The sequence below is a fragment of the Paenibacillus sp. FSL L8-0494 genome, assembly GCF_038003695.1.
Classification (GTDB): Bacteria; Bacillota; Bacilli; order Paenibacillales; family Paenibacillaceae; genus Paenibacillus_AQ; species Paenibacillus_AQ odorifer.
Genome location: NZ_JBBOPQ010000001.1, coordinates 6126486 through 6144980, shown reverse-complemented (window position 1 = coordinate 6144980; position 18495 = coordinate 6126486). Strand labels below are relative to the sequence as shown.

Sequence of the window (18495 nt, the reverse complement as noted above, 5' to 3'; positions counted from 1 at the left end):
ATTGAACTACATAAAACATGTAAACTAAACCATAATAGTCAATAAGTACGAATGAGCATCAGTCAGATGATAAAGTGTTGTATTTAAATCTGAAAGAAAGGAATTTGTATGAACATTTAGCGACTGACAACGATTATCATATTAGAATTATTATAAATAACTTGACAGGCCTTAATTTGGTTAATTATAATAATTATAAATAGTATTCACTCTATTCATAAATTAAACCCAAAGGAGATTAAACAATATGTCATTAATCGGAACAGAAGTACTACCATTCAAAGCAAGCGCATTTCAAGATGGGAAATTTATCGATGTTACAGAAGAAAACTTCAAAGGTAAATGGAGTGTAGTTTGCTTTTACCCAGCTGACTTCACATTCGTATGCCCAACTGAACTAGAAGATTTGCAGAACCAATATGAAACCCTCAAACAACTAGGTGTTGAAGTATATTCCGTTTCTACTGACACACACTTTACACATAAAGCATGGCATGAAAGCTCCGCAGCAATTGGCAAGGTGAAGTACATTATGATCGGCGATCCTTCCCATGTGGTTTCCCGCAACTTTGATGTATTGATCGAAGCTGACGGTCTTGCTGATCGTGGTACATTCATCATTGATCCAGACGGTGTTATTCAAACTGTTGAGATTAATGCTGGTGGTATCGGCCGTGATGCTAGCGCTCTTGTTAACAAAATTAAAGCAGCGCAATATGTACGCAATCATCCAGGTGAAGTTTGCCCAGCGAAATGGTCGGAAGGTGCAGAAACTCTTAAACCAAGTCTCGATCTTGTAGGTAAGATTTAAGGAGCGAAAGCTAAATGAAACTAGATCAAGAAATAAAAGCTCAACTAGCGCAATACCTAGAACTCTTGGAAGGCGATGTAGTACTGAAACTCAGTGCAGGCGCTGACGAGGCATCACAAGAGATGACTGAACTAGTTGATGAAATTGCCAAAATGTCAGCTAGGATTACGGTGGAAAGAACCGAACTATCTAGAACCCCAAGCTTTAGTGTAAATCGTGTGGGTGAAGATACGGGCGTAACCTTTGCCGGAACTCCGCTTGGACACGAATTTACCTCATTAGTATTGGCTCTGTTGCAGGTTAGCGGAAGAGCTCCTAAGGTTGAGCAAAGTGTAATTGATCAGATCAAAGGCATTAGTGGCGAATATAAGTTTGAAACTTATGTTAGCCTGAGCTGTCATAATTGCCCTGATGTTGTACAAGCACTGAATCTTATGAGTATCTTTAATCCGGGCATTACCCATACGATGATTGACGGTGGAGTATTCAAAGAAGAGGTAGAAAGCAAAGAAATTATGTCTGTTCCAAGCGTCTACCTTAATGGTGAATTTTTCGAAAGTGGTCGTATGACGGTTGAAGAAATTTTAGCTAAAATGGGCAGCAGTGTGGACGCATCAGAGTTTGACAATAAAGCTCCATATGATGTGCTTGTTGTCGGCAGCGGCCCAGCTGGTGCAAGTGCAGCCATTTACGCGGCACGTAAAGGTATTCGTACAGGTATTGTTGCTGAACGCTTTGGCGGACAGGTTAACGACACGCTTGGTATCGAGAACTTTATTAGTGTGAAGTACACTGAAGGTCCTCAACTCGTAGCTAAACTTGAAGAGCAGGTAAAAGAGTATGGCATTGATGTGATGAAATTGCAGCGTGTCAGACGTCTAGACAAAAATGACTTAATTGAAGTTGAACTCGAGAACGGCGCTGTTCTAAAGAGTAAGACGGTCATTCTGTCTACAGGTGCTCGCTGGCGGAATATGGGCGTGCCTGGTGAAGCTGAATTCAAGAACAAAGGTGTAGCCTACTGCCCACACTGTGATGGTCCTTTGTTTGCAGGCAAAGATGTTGCAGTTGTTGGCGGCGGTAACTCAGGTATTGAGGCAGCTATTGACCTTGCAGGTATAGTGAAGCATGTAACGGTTCTGGAATTTGCTCCAGAGCTCAAAGCTGATGCTGTGCTGCAAGATCGTCTTTATAGCCTTCCTAACGTTACTGTTCTTAAAAACGTGCAAACTAAAGAAATTACCGGAACTGATAAGGTAAATGGTATTTCTTATGTTGATCGTGCGACAGAAGAGACTCACCATGTTGAATTGCAGGGTGTATTTGTACAGATCGGTCTGGTTCCAAATACAGAATGGCTAGGTGACACAGTTGAACGTACTCGTGTAGGTGAGATTGTTGTAGATAGCCATGGTGCTACTAGCTTACCAGGAGTATTTGCTGCTGGTGACTGCACTAATAGTGCTTATAAACAAATCATTATCTCGATGGGATCCGGTGCAACTGCAGCGCTAGGAGCATTTGATTATCTGATCCGTAACTAATCGATATTATTAGTAACAGCAAGAGAACGAAAGCCCTCACTTTTCACAAAGTGGGGGCTTTTTTTATGTTATTCGTCTTTTGTGAGAGAGAAATGGGTGTTTGTAAACTTTTTTGGAGGATTTTATGAAGATTTTCGCGAATACATATCTAAAATATGAATTAAGCAAAATTAAGGATTTAGATTAAATGCATGTATGTAAGGCATGATCTGGTTAGACTTGGTGCGCTATAAATAACGTTTTGCTGGAATGGAGACTATATTTCTGTGATTAACAACATTGAATCTTTAGACAAATTTATCTCACTTATGCCTATTATAAAATTATCTATCCCCGCTGATTTATCAATAGCGATATGTGATTTGGAACGGTTCGTTGCTTATTTTCCTGGCGACACCATAAATTTAAACATTAACGAAGGACAACCTTTACACAAAGAAGAACCGCTTTACTTAGCGATACAAGAGAATCGTACCTTGAAGTCCGATGTTCCAGCCCACTTTTATGGATTTGAGTTTACAGGTACAGCAACACCTCTTCACGATCAAACGGGACAAGTCATTGGCGGGATTGCAGTTCAGATTCGAAGACAAAGTGAATTAAAAGCCATTGTAGAACAAATCTCGGAATCATTATCCCAAGCCAATGAGCAAATTAATAATATTTCCTATGGTGTAAGTTCACTTTCCGATCACTCTCAGGAACTACTCATTCAATCTCAGCAGGCTGGAAAAGATGTGGAGAATACAACAGAAGTCCTATCCATTATAAATAGGGTTGCTGATCAAACGAATTTACTTGGGCTGAATGCTGCAATAGAAGCAGCGCATGCAGGTGAGAAAGGTAGAAGCTTTGAAGTCGTAGCCAAGGAAATCCGGAAATTTTCAAGGGAAACCGTCGCCTCGACGCAAAACATAAATAAAACCATGTTACAGATTAAGGGAATTACGAATCAAATGGCTAATTCGATAGAGAAGATAGCAGCTATCGGCCAAGAACAGGCGGCGTCTGTTCAGCATACTTCTACATTTATTGAGGAAATAAAGATAATGTCCCAAAAACTTAACGAGTTTGCTAATAAATTATAAAAAGAGATTCAGTAGCAGTATTTTTGTCGCAATAAAAGAAAATTTTAAACGTATATTTAAAATGATGAATGGTATAGTAAGATAGTAATGAGTAATCAACATAGGAGGAATAAATTATGTCAACGCCGCACAATGCAGCACAAAATGGTGAAATCGCCAAAACAGTATTAATGCCAGGAGATCCTTTGAGAGCGAAGTATATTGCAGAAACCTATTTGGAGAACCCAACCCAATTTAATACGGTACGTAATATGTTTGGATATACAGGAACTTATAAAGGCAAAGAGGTTTCTGTAATGGGTTCGGGAATGGGAATGCCAAGTATCGGTATTTATTCTTATGAACTATACAAAAACTATGGTGTGGAAAACATCATTCGTATCGGTAGTGCTGGAGCATACACAGATAAATTGAATTTATTTGACGTGGTGTTGGCGGATAGCGCGTGGAGTGAATCTACATATGCCTATGTGCAAAGCGGTGTAGAAGGAGATATCCAGCTGCCAAGTAAAGAATTGAACGAAGTCATTGAAGCAACGGCTACACGTATTAACAAGCCAGTTCTGACGGCGAGAATTCATTCCAGCGATGTATTCTATCATGAAGACAATGTGCCTGGAGTTAATGAATTTTACAATGAACATGGCTGTGTTTGTGTAGAAATGGAGAGTTATGCGTTGTTCCATAATGCGAAAGTGTTAGGTAAACAAGCTGCATGTATTCTTACCATTTCTGATTCGTTAGTTACTCATGCTGTAACCACGGCAGAAGAAAGACAAAATTCTTTCAACGGCATGATGGAAGTAGCTTTAGAAGCAGCGATTTCTATTTAATAAAAAAGATTAAGTAGCTTAAAAAGTTCTACGAGCAAAAGCTTGAGAGCCTATTAAATTCAGGATTAAGTCCTGATATTTAATAGGTTTTTTTTCTCATTTGTAAGGTTGTGGAAATGGATAGGTGAAGCGTGTAAATTATTGTTGTTTTTAATCAAAATTTAATGTTAAATTCGTAATAATTCTCTCGGATTATACCGATATAAAAATCAAACCAAATGGCTACAAATCTTAGAAAAGACATCTAATCTCCATATGGTGGAAGTATTTATATTTTGGTGTAATGCCAAAGGGGGAAAATTGTGATTAAGCGGAGTGGCAATCTTTTATTAGCAATAAGTTTAGTATTCTCTATCGTCAGTTCTCTGTTTATGCCTGCAGTAATTTATGCAGCACCCAGCAATAGCAATATCATAGATCAAAGCTCCACATCAGCTGGAAATTTGAGCAGTGTTGCATTTGGTAACAATGTTTTTGTAGCGGTGGGCCAAGGAGGGATATCTACATCATCAAATGGCGTAGATTGGTCTATCTCCAATAAGGCGGGGAACCCCAAACTAACTTCTATTGTGTTCGCTAATGGGCTGTTCTTAGCTATTGATGGTAGCGAAAAGGCAGTATACAATTCACTCGATGGTGAAAATTGGACAAAAAAAACGTTAGCTATCACACCGGAAAGGTTGAAAGCGGTCAATGGAAAGTTTTTTGTATGGCAGTCAGTATATAAACCTGGCACCAATCCACCTTCTTATAATGTAACTCTTCTACAATCCTCGGATGGCATTAACTGGACAGACACAGGAATCACTTCTACCAATGCAATATTCGGAATGCAAAGCTTAACGGATATTGCTTATGGCGACAACAAATATGTGGTCTCTGCTAACAATGCTGTCTATTATACCTCAACGAATCTGATCAATTGGACAACGGTTACCTTAACCGATCTTGTGATCAACCACTATAATTCTAGCTGGCCTTATGTTACGAATGTAATCTATTTAAATAATCGTTTCTTTAGTTATATCGTGACTCCTTATGCTAAAAAAGTATTCACCTCTACAGACGGTGTTAACTGGACCGTTGATGCCTCATGGGATAATAAGCAATTTTATGGGGGAGGTTCTTTAAATGGGAGCTATTTGTTGTTTGGGCAGGGCGTAATTTATAAATCTCCTGCGGCTCCGCTGGACAGCAGCCAGTGGACATCTTCGGATACCCATACAACAATGATGGTGAACAATATGGTTTACGGAAATGGCAAATATGTTGCCTCAGGGGGCAGCGGCTTGCTGGTTTCTTCTGACCTCTCGGCGTGGAGTAATGTCAGCGGTAATCTGAAAAGTATTGCTAAGGATGGTAATGGCAATTATGTTGCTGTCTCATCCGGGGAATATGGCTCTATTTACAAATCTACTAGCTCCGCAGTATGGAACGATGTCACACCCTCTAAGCTGCCGGGAATGAATGCGGTCACTTATGGAGCAGGGAAGTTTATTGCGGTTACAGATAAAGAAAACTACAATCTTAACGCCAAAGTGGTGACCTCGACCAACGGTGACACTTGGACTACGACAGATACCGGAGTGCAGGACAATCTGACAGGTATTGCTTTTGGCACAAATCAGTATATTGCAGTTTCCGATTATGGCGGAATTTATTCTTCAGTTAACGGAACCTCATGGACAGAGAGATTTAAAAATGGGGATTTTGCATTTAATACAGTAGCTTACTTGAATAATCAATTTGTAGCTCTTGGGATGAAATACAACAGTACTACTTATGAGCAAGAGAGCGTTGTTATCGCAAAATCATCGGATGGAATACAGTGGAATGTGCCCCTAGAGATTGGGTTCCCCAATACTTCTTTGAAGGGAATTGCCTATGATGGCAGAGCTTATATTCTGGTTGGAGAAGATACAATTAGCCAGCAGGCAGTAATTCTAACCACTGAGGATTTGGTAACTTTTACGAAGGTTACAATATCAGCTAGCGCACTAAATAATATCAGCTTTGGTAATGGAAGTTTTCTGGCTGTTGGAATGAAGGGGGAGTTATTCTCTTCGGCAGACGGTTCCACGTGGACTCAGGAAACATCAGATCTTACTTCTAATCTTAATGGCATTATTTACGATGGTACTAACTTTAAGGTCGTGGGGGATTATTTCACTAAAATGACCTTGAACCTAGGACCTACTCTTGCATATAGCATCACCGCCTCAGCGGCGACGTTGACACCTGTCGTAGGTGTGGATAATGGCATTACGCTGACCGTGAAGAATTCGCTGGGCGACACGGACACTCTGTTTACCGGAACAAAAGAAGTGACGGTAACGGGTTATGGTGTTGCGCCGGACGGATCGTACGGAAGCTTAGGAAGCACCGCTTTGGCAGCTTCACCGAGCAAGATCAACGTTAATTTCGTTGATGGTGTAGCTCAGGTGAACCTGAAGCTGAATAAAGCGGGAGCACAGGCTGTTGTGTTCAGCCAAGCAGGCGTAACCTCGCCAGCGGCAACGGCGCTGAACATTGCACCTGTCGCAGGCAGCACAGCGACAATGAAGCTGACCACAGGCGTAAGTGCTCCGCAAGCCAATGGCGGTAGCTTCGCGCAGCAGCCAGTAATTACTTTGCTGGATCAGTTTGGGAATGTAAACATTGGCGACAGCAGTACGGTTGTTACTGTGTCGAAGAAGGATGCAGGAAGCTGGACGTTGACGGGGAATGTGACGTTGACGGCAGTAGCGGGTGTCATTACCTTTACGGATCTGGGAGCTACGAATGCAGCTGGAATCACAGGAGCCCAACTGGCATTTGATGCGACAGGTCTTGCAGAGATCACTAGCGCTACCGTGAATCTTCCACAACCACAGGGAGCGCAAAGCATCACCGCCTCAGCAGCGACTTTGACACCAGTTGTAGGTGTAGATAATGGCATTACGCTGACCGTGAAGAACTCGCTGGGCAATACAGATACAACGTTCACCGGAACAAAAGAAGTGACGGTAACGGGTTATAATGTTGCGCCGGACGGAACGTACGGAAGCTTAGGAAGTACCGCTTTGGCGGCTTCACCGAGCAAGATCAACGTTGATTTCGTTGAGGGCGTAGCTCAGGTGGATCTGAAGCTGAACAAAGCTGGCGCGCAAGCGGTTATGTTCAGCCAAGCAGGTGTAGCCTCGCCAGCGGCAATGGCGCTGAACATTGCACCTGTCGCAGGTAGCACAGCGACAATGAAGCTCACTACGGACGTAAGTGCGCCACAGGCTAACGGCGGCAGCTTCGCGCAGCAGCCAGTAATAACACTGCTGGATCAGTTTGGGAATGTAAACATTGGCGAGAACAGTACGATTGTTACTGTTTCGAAGAAGGACGCAGGGAGCTGGACATTGACGGGAAATACGACATTGACGGCAGTAGCGGGCGTCATTTCCTTTACGGATCTGGGAGCCACGAATGTAGCTGGAATCACCGGAGCCCAACTGGCATTTGATGCGACAGGACTTCCACAGATCACTAGTGTAGCGTTGAATCTTCCACAACCACAGGGAGCGCAAAGCATCACTGCCTCAGCGGCGACGTTGACACCTGTCGTAGGTGTAGATAATGGCATTACGCTGACCGTGAAGAATTCGCTGGGCGACACGGACACTCTGTTTACCGGAACAAAAGAAGTGACGGTAACGGGTTATGATGTTGCGCCGGACGGAACGTACGGCAGCTTAGGAAGTACCGCTTTGGCAGCTTCACCGAGCAAGATCAACGTTGATTTCGTTGAGGGTGTAGCACAGGTGAACCTGAAGCTGAACAAAGCTGGCGCGCAAGCGGTTATGTTCAGCCAAGTAGGTGTAGCATCGCCAGCGGCAACGGCGCTGAACATTGCACCTGTCGCAGGTAGCACAGCGACAATGAAGCTGACCACGGGCGTAAGTGCTCCGCAAGCCAATGGCGGTAGCTTCGCGCAGCAGCCAGTAATTACTTTGCTGGATCAGTTTGGGAATGTAAACATTGGCGACAACAGTACGGTTGTTACTGTGTCGAAGAAGGATGCAGGAAGCTGGACGTTGACGGGGAATGTGACGTTGACGGCAGTAGCGGGTGTCATTACCTTTACGGATCTGGGAGCTACGAATGCAGCTGGAATCACAGGAGCCCAACTGGCATTTGATGCGACAGGTCTTGCAGAGATCACTAGTGCAGTTATTGACCTTACCTGGCCTGAACTTGCTGCGCCAAGTATTGAGTCTGTAACGGCAGGAAACGGACATATTCGAATTACTTGGAGTCCCGTATATGGTACCGATAGTTACGCTGTATATCAGTCTACAGCTTCAGGTGTTTATGGAGCTGAGGTAGCTACTATAAGTGGCTCTGAGAACAGTTACGATGCTGTAGGATTAATTAATGGAACTGCTTATTATTTTATTGTTAAAGCTGTTAATCCTGATGGTATCAGTGCGGCTTCCAATGAAGTAACTAGAACGCCTCAGGTTCCAGCGCCGGGCGCGCCAATACTTCATTCACCTGTGGCAAGTAATGGCATCATCGGCTTAACATGGGATCCGGTGAAGGGTGCGATTGGATACACTATATATCAAGGTATCACTTCCGGAATCTATGAGACACAAGTGGCTACAGTAAGCGAGTCCGTCTACAACTATGATGTGACAGGGTTAACTAATGGCCAATCTTATTATTTCGTAGTTAAGGCATCTAATCCGGGCGGGGAGAGTGCAGCTTCTAACGAAGTCAGCACGAAACCAAGAACATCACCATCTGCACCTACGGGCTTAATAGCAGTAGCGGGAGATGGCGAGGCGACTGTGACATTTGCAGTTCCTGATTCGAACGGGGGAACTCCAATTACGAATTATGAGGTTACTGCTTCTCCGGGTAATATCGTAACAGTTGGGGCAACAAGTCCAATAACGGTAACAGGTCTAGCGAATGGAACAACTTATTCGTTTACAGCTAAAGCGATTAATAGCGCTGGTAGTAGTGTAGCTTCTGAAGTTTCGAACTCCGTGACACCAAAGTCATCAACGGAGGTTGAGGTTACACCTACACCGCCAACACCAACACCAACACCAACACCAACAGAATCACCGACATCAACACCGACTGCACCACCTGCAACAACTGCACCACCTGCAACAGCAGGATCCACTGCTACAGCTACAGCTACACCATCTAGCAGCATGGTTGAGGTATTGGTGAACGGTAAGGTTGAAAATGCCGGAACAGCAACGATATCTGAGCATAACGGGCAGACGGTTACCACGATTGTTGTAGATCAGGCAAAAATAGAGCAACGCATCGAAAAGGAAGACCAGAATGCAATTATAACTATCCCTGTGACTGCGACTTCAGATGTGATTATTGGCGAGCTTAATGGTCAAATCATCAAAGATATGGAGCAGAAGCAGGCGCTGTTAATCATTCGTACTCCAAAGGGTACTTATACAATATCAGCAGCACAGATTGATATCAGTGCAATTTCAAAACAGTTTGGCACAGACATTGCTCTACAAGATGTGAAGGTGCAAATTTCAATTTCTGTTCCGACTGCGGATGTACTGAAAAGAATAGAAATGCTGGCAGCCAATGAAAAGCTAACGCTGGTAGCTCAGCCATTAGATTTCACGGTGAAAGTTACTTACGCTGGGAAAACTGTTGAACTCACTAAGTTTAATACCTATGTGGAAAGAACTATTCCTCTTGCGGATGGTGTAGACCTTAAGAAGATTACGACTGGGCTAGTGCTTGAAGCAGGGGGACGATCCGCCATGTACCCACACAGATTGTTGCCATTGATGGCAAAAACTTTGCGAAAATACACAGTTTAACGAACAGTACGTATTTTGTAGTTCAAGATCCACAGAACTTCAAGGATGTCGTCACCCACTGGGCTAAGGACATTGTCAATGAGATGGCTTCCCGTAAGGTTATTAATGGAGTCGGTGACGATTTGTTTAACCCTAATCAGGAGATTACACGTGCAGAATTTGCGGCGATTATCGTACGTGGATTGGGATTGAAATTGGAGAGCGGAACAACATCCTTTACGGATGTGAAGGTCTCAGATTGGTATAATGATGCGGTGCAGACAGCTTACTCCTATAAGCTAATCAACGGTTTTGAGGATGGAGCGTTCCATCCTACAGACAAGATTACTCGGGAACAGGCGATGAGTATTATTGCTAAAGCTATGGTGATTACCGATTTGAAGACAAAACTTCCTGCCAAAGAAGCAAGCGAGCTGCTGAGCATTTACACGGATGCGAATGAAGCATCAGGCTGGGCGAAGAGTGGCATTGCAGACAGCCTGCAAGCAGGAATCATCACGGGCAGAAGCGGAAATGTACTTGCCCCACAAGCCTTCATTACGAGAGCAGAAGTTGCGGCTATCATCCAAAGATTGCTGCAACAATCAGATTTGATTTAATACACGGTACTGATTCGAGAGGATCCTTCATGCAGGAAGAGCTGCGGAGGGTCCTCTTTATTTTATTAGGTCAGAGACAATCATTTGTTGCTTTTTTATTGACAAGAAGAAAAATCCAGTTAATAATAACATATGAACACATGCTCATATGTTATTATTAACTGGAGCTTTTGAATGTAACTACGCAGGGCTACGAATACTATCTAGCTGAAGGTAATAGGAGGTTAAGCATGATGAACAAGAAGAAAAGACACAATCATCAGGTCGAGAATGCACACAGGCAACAGGCCAATCACGATCACAGTAACCACGACCACGCTCATGAAGGACACAGTCACTCTCATGAAGGACACAATCACTCGCATGGCGCTCACGGGCATCATCATTTTGATCCAAGTGGAAATAAAAAAGGGCTTATGATTGCGTTAATCATTACGGTTGGAATTATGTTTTTGGAGTTTTTTGGAGGGTTAATTACCAACAGCTTAGCCCTGTTATCGGACAGTGGGCATATGCTAAACGATGCAAGCTCTCTAGCATTAAGCCTAGTAGCGGTCTGGTTCGCAACCAAACCTGCTTCTCCGAACAAAACGTACGGATTTCATCGATTTGAAATTTTAGCGGCACTTTTAAACGGAGTTACTTTATTTGTAGTTGCTGGATTTATCATTGTAGAAGCTTATGGGCGATTTTTTGATCCGCCGACGGTTGCCAGTGGTTCTATGATGCTGATCGCAAGTATTGGTCTTTTAGCCAATGTAGCTAGTGCATGGTCGCTTATGAGAAAAGGGGATGTGAAAAATAATATTAATCTCCGTAGTGCTTATCTCCATGTGCTTGTGATGCTTTAGGTTCGGTAGGGGCGATTATTGCCGGTTTAATTATGATGATTTTTGGCTGGTATGTTGCAGATCCTATCATAAGCGTTCTGGTTGCTCTATTGATTCTTAGAGGGGCATGGGGAATTATCAAACATACCGTTCATGTCCTTATGGAAGGCACACCGATTACAATTAATCCAGCTGAAGTAAAGGAAATCCTCGAAAGCATTGAGGGGGTTAGAAATATTCATGACCTGCATATCTGGACCATAACTTCGGGCTTAGATTCACTCAGCTGTCATATCTTAATTGAAGAGGAAGCAGATGACCAACGCATTTTGCAGCAAGCGATTCGGTTAATTGCCGATCATTTCAAAATTCAACATACAACCATTCAGGTTGAAACTTCCGCTATAGTTCATGAAGAATTGAAAATCTAATCAATGATTTATTTTTTGAATAGAATAGGGGGGCTATAGTATAATAAAAATACGAGGAAAGGGGTGATCGGTGCATGGATAATCTGACTCACGAGCATGAATCATGCAGTACGGATGAGCGGAAAAGTCATCACTCAGATAAAACTAAAAAGAATTTGATTAGCCGGCTCAATAGAATTGAAGGTCAAGTTAGAGGGCTAAAAGGGTTAATTGAAAAAGACACCTATTGTGATGATGTGCTGCATCAAATCTCCTCGGTCCAATCTGCATTGAACGGCGTGGGCAAGCTTTTGCTGGAGCATCATATGAAAAGTTGTGTAGTGGAACGTATCCAGGATGGTGAGAACGAGGTACTGGATGAGCTATTAGTTACCATCAATAAATTAATTAGATAATTGATCAATCGGAAGGATTCCTTGGAATCCTTTTTTATTTGCTCAAATTGGGTATATATAGAGTAGGGGACTATCCTAATTTATGATTTCGAGAGGAGTATGTGTTATGGCACATCAAAACTACAAAGTGTGTATTGAAGAGTGTTTGAAATGTATGGTAGCTTGTAATCACTGTTACTCAGCTTGTTTGGATGAGGATCATGTGGGGATGATGAAGGAGTGCATTCGCCTGGATCGTGAATGTGCTGATATATGCGAGTTCGCAGCTCATGCGATGTCGATGAACAGTAAATATGCAAAAGAAATTTGTCTGGCTTGTGCAGAAGCTTGTGAAGCCTGCGGCAACGAATGCCAAAAGCATGATCATGAACATTGCCAGCAATGTGCAGAAGCTTGTTTTGCTTGTGCAAGAGTTTGCCGTGAAATGGCGGCATAAATTAAAGCTTGAAACTGAAAGGGCTGCCGCGGCAGTCCTTTATTCATGAATAGGAAGCCAAATCTAAGGGCAACTAGTGAGGTTTTGTAAAATTATTAAGCAATATAGGTAAATATAGTGTTAAAATTTATTGAAATAATACCTTTATAATCAAGAGATATAGATGCCATAGGGGATGGCTGAGAAAAATAAACAGAATGAGGGGGATGTTAACAACGTTATGATCAATCTTAGTCCAGAACGACTCCAGCAAGTTAGCTACATAGGGATTACTGAAGCTGATTTAGAATTATTAAAAAGCAAGGAGAAAGAATTCAAATTAATCGTTAGCTCATTGGTTGAGGAACTGTATAAACAGATGACGATGGAGCCAGAATTGCTCCACATCATTGAGCAGCACAGTACACTGGATCGATTAAAAGAAAAACAGCAGTGGTATTTTTTATCCATGGCCTCTGGTGTGATCGATGAAGCATTTATTGAAAGACGTTTGCTTATCGGGAAAATCCATTCTCGTATTGGATTAACAACGAATTGGTATTTGGGGACGTACATATTATATCTGGATCTGGCTACTGCTTATTTTGAACGGATATTACCAAACGAGTGGAAGCCTGTTATTCATGCCTTAACCAAGATGTTTAATCTCGATTCACAGCTCGTTCTTGAAGCCTATGAAGTGGATGAAAAAGCAAAAATTGAAAACTTGCTGGAGAAGCAAAATCACCTGCTTACAGGAGTGAGTTCAGCCGTTCAGGAGCTGGTATCTTTGATGGTTCAATTAAAGGATAGCAGTGAATCGATAGAAAGTTTAGCTAGTAAAAATGCTGATTATCAAGAGAAAACGCATCAAACGGTATTATATTTAGACAAAGAGGTGGAGTCTATTCATCAAGTGGGTACGATGATTAGAGAAGTGGCTGATCATACGCATCTTTTAGGCTTAAATGCGGCTATTGAAGCGGCCAGAGCTGGGGAGTTTGGAAGAGGGTTTGAAGTTGTGGCTAATGAGGTTCGTAGCTAGCCCGCCGCTCAAAGGATTCATTGGTAACCATTGACCAGAAACTAGACAATATCAATGCCACCCTTTCCAAGGTGAAAAAAGAATCAGAACATAACTCCATGTATTCCAAGGATCAGGTCAAAAGCTCTCAAGAGCTGGCTTCCTTCGTGAACTTAATTGAAAAAGTGACTGCTGAGTTAGAGAGCTTGAAATGAAGCTGCCACGGATTGAAACACTCCTTCAGAAAATTCTGAGGAGTGTTTTTTTGTTTGAAATATAAGAAGTTATTAGCGGTCTAGCTTAGACATCAGTTTTGGAGACACCGTTTAAGCTGGGCACATAATCAGCAGCCTTATCGATGTTCACCATCTGAGCGGCTTCATTGAAATTGTTGTTATTCTCCGCATTGTTTTTCTTACTTGGTTGATGTTTACCTGGAGCTTCTTTGGGATTGGCACTATTTTTGGGCATGACATTCACCTCCATATTCTTCACCTAGTATGAGAAGGTAGTTTGAATTTTATGCCAGCAGTTGACAAGTGTATCATTAAAAGATATAGTTCATTTAATGATATATCTTTTAATGATACATATGAGGAGGTGATTAAGTGTCAAGAACGGACTCATTGGAAATGGGAGAGCTCACAGACACTGCATTTTATATTCTCTTATCTTTAGTCGAAGCCAAACACGGATATCTAATTATGAAATCGATCGAAACGATGACGAACAATCAATTTTCAATTGGGCCTGCTTCCATGTATACAACCATTAAGAAGCTGTTAGCGGCTGAATTTATTGAGCTGTATAAAGAAGAAGAGGATGACAAACGAAAAACGTATATTGCAACAGAAAAAGGGATTGGATTGCTAAGAAAAGAAGTAGAGCGCCGAAAAAAATGATTAGACATGCAGAACAAATTCTCAAATAAAAGGTGGGGAATAGGCATGAAGAATACAAAATATGTGACCAGCGGGGGCTTAGCTTTTACTGAAAAAGGTGATATGCAGAAATTGAGTAAGTATGCCAAAAGGGGCTGGCTCCTGGAAAGCTTTGCACCATTTGGTTATAAGTTAAGAAAGGGAGATCCCCAGACTTTTGAGTACAGTGTAGATTATCACACGAATGTGGATGAGGAGTATTATTTGATTTTTGAAGATGCCGGATGGACCTATGTCTGTTCTGCCGGAAATGGGTTTCATATCTTTCGGGCAGCTGCAGGTACGGCGCCTATCTACTCAGACACTGGGACCCTCATTGACAAATATGAACGTGAAAAGAAAACGATGAGCAAAGCAGCCTTGCCATTGCTTATAGCTTTGATTGTTTTTATCTTCCTAGCGATCTTGGGCGTTAATGGATGGTTACCTGAGATGGTGAGGAATATCAGCCTAGTGTTAGTAGTGGTCACACTTTGTATGTTGGTCTTTCCGGGTCTTCCATACATTGCGTATCGACTTAAATTAAATAAATTACGAGAATAGCGAATGAATTTTTATCTAAAGGATGTTTGCACAGCCATGAATGAAGTTGGTTGTGGGATCATCCTTTTTTAGTTGAGGAGTGAGAACAAATCTAAGTCTCAGATATATAGTACTAATGATCTATTAATGGGATTTATTATATATTAATTCCATATTCTGTATTACAATGATGACGAATACGAATTAGCTTGCTGTTTTCTTTCAAATTACCACAATTGAAGAGGAGGCAATGAATGATGAAGAAGAATGCAAAGCTTAGGTTGAGTTGGAGAAGCCTTATTGTCGTATGTTTGATAATTAGTATTCTTCCTGCCGGTTCCGCGTTTGCAGCAGTGAACAAACCTTTTCCGCAACACACCACCTACACGAGTGGATCTATCAAGCCGAACAATGTAACCCAGACCAGTATGGATAATTCAGTGAAGACCAAATGGGATGCGTGGAAAACGGCCTATCTCAAACCAGCTGGCACTGGCAAATATTACGTTAAGTATAATTCAGATGGAGAAACGGTATCTGAAGCACATGGTTACGGGATGTTGTTCACAGTTTTGATGGCTGGTTATGACAGTAATGCTCAGACTTATTTTGACGGCTTATATAATTATTACAAGGCTCATCCAAGTACAATTAACCCTTATTTGATGTCCTGGAAGCAAAATAGCAGCTTTCAAAACATTGAAGGAGAGGATTCGGCTACAGATGGAGATATGGATATAGCTTTCTCATTGCTGCTTGCGGACAAGCAGTGGGGAAGTAGTGGTACGATCAATTATTTACAAGCTGCAAAGAGATATCATCAATGCGATTATGGACAATGAGATTAACCAGACACAGTGGACGATCCGTCTAGGTGACTGGGCGAATAGTGGCTCGTATAATACAGCAACTAGACCTTCGGATTTCATGCTAAATCATTTAAAAGCATTCCAACAGGCTACAGGAGATACCCGCTGGACGAATGTTATCGATAAAACGTACACGATTATAAATAGCCTTTATACGGGTTATAGTTCTAGCACTGGACTCTTGCCTGATTTCGTAGTTTACTCTGGGGGTGTGTATAAACCTGCTGCGGCGAATTTCCTTGAGGATGCCAATGACGGGAATTACAATTACAATTCTTGTCGTACCCCATGGCGGATCGCAACAGATTATTTGATTACTGGAGACAGCAGGGCGCTTACGCAGCTTAATAAGATGAATAGCTGGATTAAGACTAAAGTAAGCAGTACACCTGGTAGTATAAAAGATGGGTACAAGCTAAACGGAACCGTATTTGGAAGTTACAATAGCGGTGCTTTCTATGCTCCATTTGGGGTCAGTGCGATGACCTCATCAACTTACCAAAGCTGGTTGAATTCTCTCTGGAGCCACACAGCAAGCAGTGCTGCAGAAGATTACTATGAAGACAGCATCAAGCTATTTTCGATGATCGTTATGTCTGGCAACTGGTGGACCTATTAAGAGAATATTTAGGTAGAAAAAGGCTGCCCCCAAAACGTTCATGCCCAAAACTATAAAAGCCAAACAGAACAGCGATTCTCCTAATATTGGAGAATCGCTGTTCTGCATTTTTGGTCAACTGCAGCTTGCTTCAGTAGATTATGGGCAAGTGAAAGCCACCCGATCTCTAACGTCACTTTTTTGTGCCGCAAAGCAGAAATCACTGGAATCCCCGAGATCCCCGCAATCTTCGTTTGTTCTTCGGTTATCCAAATACACTTTGCGGTTTCATCATTCGGCGTACGGCGGAGCATCCTTTATTTGATAACCAATTGAATCAAGGGGCGTACCTAGTGATGCTCCAAATGATGCAATAAGCGAAGCACTTATACAGCAATTAGGGAATTTCTCCCTGAAATTCAGAGATTTCTGTTCATAAGACATATAATTAGGGAAAACTTCCCTAAATTTTGGCCGATTCAGTAACTAATAAAGAAATCTCCCTGATTATTAGGGAGGAATTCCCTGATTTTGTCCTTTTAGAGCGAATATCGGCTATTTTCAGGGAGTATTTCCCTAATTAGTTTACACTTACGCTGCACATCGCACATCGCACATCGCACATCGCACATCGCACATCGCACATCGCACATCGCACATCGCACATCGCACATCGCACATCGCACATCGCACATCGCCTATCGCCCATCGCCCATCGCCCATCGCCCATCGCCCATCGCTCACCATTTCCCTATTTTTGGGACAACCTTTCTGAAGACTTTGCGGCATACAGATAAGCAGTACCGCAAAAGAATTGTGGTTTTAACGAACGTTGTTTTCGGTGAAACGTCCTGCCAGTTTATATACAATTGGATTAAATAGGGAAATATAGTTCCTTATATCTAAAAAAGGCAGGTGATAATATTGCTCTCAGACAAGAAACAATCTCTACTATTTATTATTATCGTATGGGCAATGGCGTTAGGGATGTTGCTGCTTCCGGAATCGGCACAGGGTCTGTATGGTTTTACTCCTTTTTTCGCAGTATGTATCATGATGTTTCTGATTGTGAGAGATGGATACAGTGCTGAGGGATGGAGAAGGTTGGGTTTCAAATTTAGGGGAGGCAAAGAATACATATTGGCTTTAGTTATTCCCTTAGGTTCACTGGGAGCGGGTTATGCTGTCTATTGGATGGAATGGACTTCAAGCTTAATTCCTCCAGATTCATGGATCGAGATTGTTATATATTTGCTCGTTTACATTGTCCTTGGTTCGTTATCTGCTTTGGGGGAAGAGATCGGTTGGAGAGGTTGGCTGCTCCCGCGTTTTCAATGGATGGGAAGAGTAAGTTCTAGTGTAACAATGGGCTTAATCTGGGCTATATGGCATTATCCGGCGATTCTTGGGCCGCGTGCTTATCATTCCTCTGGAAGCCGCTGGCTCGTGGTGGTGCTCTTTACCTTATCTGTTATGTTTGCGGGCATCATTATAAATGAACTGCGTCTGTCCTCCGGTAGTATTTGGCCGGCAGTGCTTTTACACGGAACTAATAATGCTGTAGATAGTGTTTTGCACAATATTACTGTCAGTTCTTCACCTATGTTGGAGTATGTGGCCGGGGAGAGCGGTTGGGTTCCAATGATTTTATATGGGTGCGCAGCTATATGGATTCTGAATCGAAACCACAGAGTGAAACAGCAAAAAGCCAGAATAGAGCTATAATTCAATGCGGACATTTAGAAGGGA

General features: G+C 42.3%; 15 protein-coding genes and 2 pseudogenes. 15 read left to right on the top strand and 2 right to left on the bottom strand.

Features of this window, described 5'->3' with window-relative positions; translation table 11 throughout:
* Positions 1–247: 247 nt before the first annotated feature.
* The 10 genes and pseudogenes from ahpC (at position 248) to NYE35_RS27640 (ending at position 13837) form a co-directional block, all read left to right on the top strand.
* On the top strand, positions 248–811 hold the full coding sequence (gene ahpC / locus NYE35_RS27685; RefSeq protein ID WP_036681373.1) for an alkyl hydroperoxide reductase subunit C: 564 nt from the start codon (positions 248–250) through the stop codon (positions 809–811).
* A 14-nt stretch (positions 812–825) separates the two neighbouring features.
* A complete protein-coding gene (gene ahpF / locus NYE35_RS27680; RefSeq protein ID WP_036681374.1) occupies positions 826–2355 on the top strand; it encodes an alkyl hydroperoxide reductase subunit F in 1530 nt (509 codons plus the stop codon).
* A gap of 266 nt (positions 2356–2621) precedes the next feature.
* Entirely contained in the window at positions 2622–3443 is an 822-nt protein-coding gene (locus NYE35_RS27675; protein WP_036681377.1) for a methyl-accepting chemotaxis protein, read from the top strand.
* Positions 3444–3559: 116 nt separating this feature from the next.
* The gene (gene deoD / locus NYE35_RS27670; RefSeq protein ID WP_076273179.1) at positions 3560–4276 is read left to right on the top strand and encodes a purine-nucleoside phosphorylase; all 717 of its coding nucleotides are present in this window, start codon (positions 3560–3562) and stop codon (positions 4274–4276) included.
* Between the two features lie 302 nt (positions 4277–4578).
* Positions 4579–10122 carry a fibronectin type III domain-containing protein gene (locus NYE35_RS27665; protein ID WP_341122285.1) on the top strand — a complete coding sequence of 1848 codons (5544 nt, stop codon included), beginning with the start codon at positions 4579–4581 and terminating at the stop codon, positions 10120–10122.
* Entirely contained in the window at positions 10056–10721 is a 666-nt protein-coding gene (locus NYE35_RS27660; protein ID WP_341122519.1) for an S-layer homology domain-containing protein, read from the top strand. Before NYE35_RS27665 ends, NYE35_RS27660 begins: the two co-directional genes overlap by 67 nt.
* Positions 10722–11137: 416 nt before the next feature.
* Positions 11138–11982: pseudogene (locus NYE35_RS27655) on the top strand (cation diffusion facilitator family transporter).
* A gap of 74 nt (positions 11983–12056) precedes the next feature.
* Positions 12057–12377: a metal-sensitive transcriptional regulator gene (locus NYE35_RS27650; RefSeq protein ID WP_036681383.1), complete on the top strand. Its 321-nt coding sequence runs from the start codon at positions 12057–12059 to the stop codon at positions 12375–12377.
* 106 nt (positions 12378–12483) lie between these two features.
* Positions 12484–12813 (top strand): four-helix bundle copper-binding protein, encoded by a 330-nt coding sequence (locus NYE35_RS27645; RefSeq protein WP_076099969.1) that lies wholly within the window; start codon positions 12484–12486, stop codon positions 12811–12813.
* 175 nt (positions 12814–12988) lie between these two features.
* A complete protein-coding gene (locus tag NYE35_RS27640) occupies positions 12989–13837 on the top strand; it encodes a globin-coupled sensor protein (RefSeq protein ID WP_341122284.1) in 849 nt (282 codons plus the stop codon).
* A 279-nt stretch (positions 13838–14116) separates the two neighbouring features.
* Here NYE35_RS27640 and NYE35_RS27635 read toward each other — a convergent pair whose 3' ends face one another.
* Positions 14117–14287: a hypothetical protein gene (locus NYE35_RS27635; RefSeq protein WP_155288200.1), complete on the bottom strand. Its 171-nt coding sequence runs from the start codon at positions 14285–14287 to the stop codon at positions 14117–14119.
* A gap of 137 nt (positions 14288–14424) precedes the next feature.
* On the opposite strand from NYE35_RS27635, the gene NYE35_RS27630 reads away from it, so the two are divergent.
* From NYE35_RS27630 to NYE35_RS27615, 4 genes are all read left to right on the top strand, one after another.
* Positions 14425–14718: a PadR family transcriptional regulator gene (locus NYE35_RS27630; RefSeq protein ID WP_341122283.1), complete on the top strand. Its 294-nt coding sequence runs from the start codon at positions 14425–14427 to the stop codon at positions 14716–14718.
* Between the two features lie 45 nt (positions 14719–14763).
* Positions 14764–15300, top strand: a complete 537-nt coding sequence (locus NYE35_RS27625; protein WP_036681393.1) for a DUF2812 domain-containing protein — start codon at positions 14764–14766, stop codon at positions 15298–15300.
* Between the two features lie 233 nt (positions 15301–15533).
* Positions 15534–16121: a glycosyl hydrolase family 8 gene (locus NYE35_RS27620; protein ID WP_341122282.1), complete on the top strand. Its 588-nt coding sequence runs from the start codon at positions 15534–15536 to the stop codon at positions 16119–16121.
* The gene (locus NYE35_RS27615) at positions 16060–16767 is read left to right on the top strand and encodes a hypothetical protein (RefSeq protein ID WP_341122281.1); all 708 of its coding nucleotides are present in this window, start codon (positions 16060–16062) and stop codon (positions 16765–16767) included. Before NYE35_RS27620 ends, NYE35_RS27615 begins: the two co-directional genes overlap by 62 nt.
* Positions 16768–16847: 80 nt before the next feature.
* On the opposite strand, the pseudogene NYE35_RS31500 reads toward NYE35_RS27615, so the two are convergent.
* Positions 16848–17053, bottom strand: a pseudogene (locus tag NYE35_RS31500) (hypothetical protein); the annotation flags it as partial.
* Positions 17054–17670: 617 nt separating this feature from the next.
* On the opposite strand from NYE35_RS31500, the gene NYE35_RS27610 reads away from it, so the two are divergent.
* Positions 17671–18471 (top strand): CPBP family intramembrane glutamic endopeptidase, encoded by an 801-nt coding sequence (locus NYE35_RS27610; protein WP_094903311.1) that lies wholly within the window; start codon positions 17671–17673, stop codon positions 18469–18471.
* Positions 18472–18495: the final 24 nt, after the last annotated feature.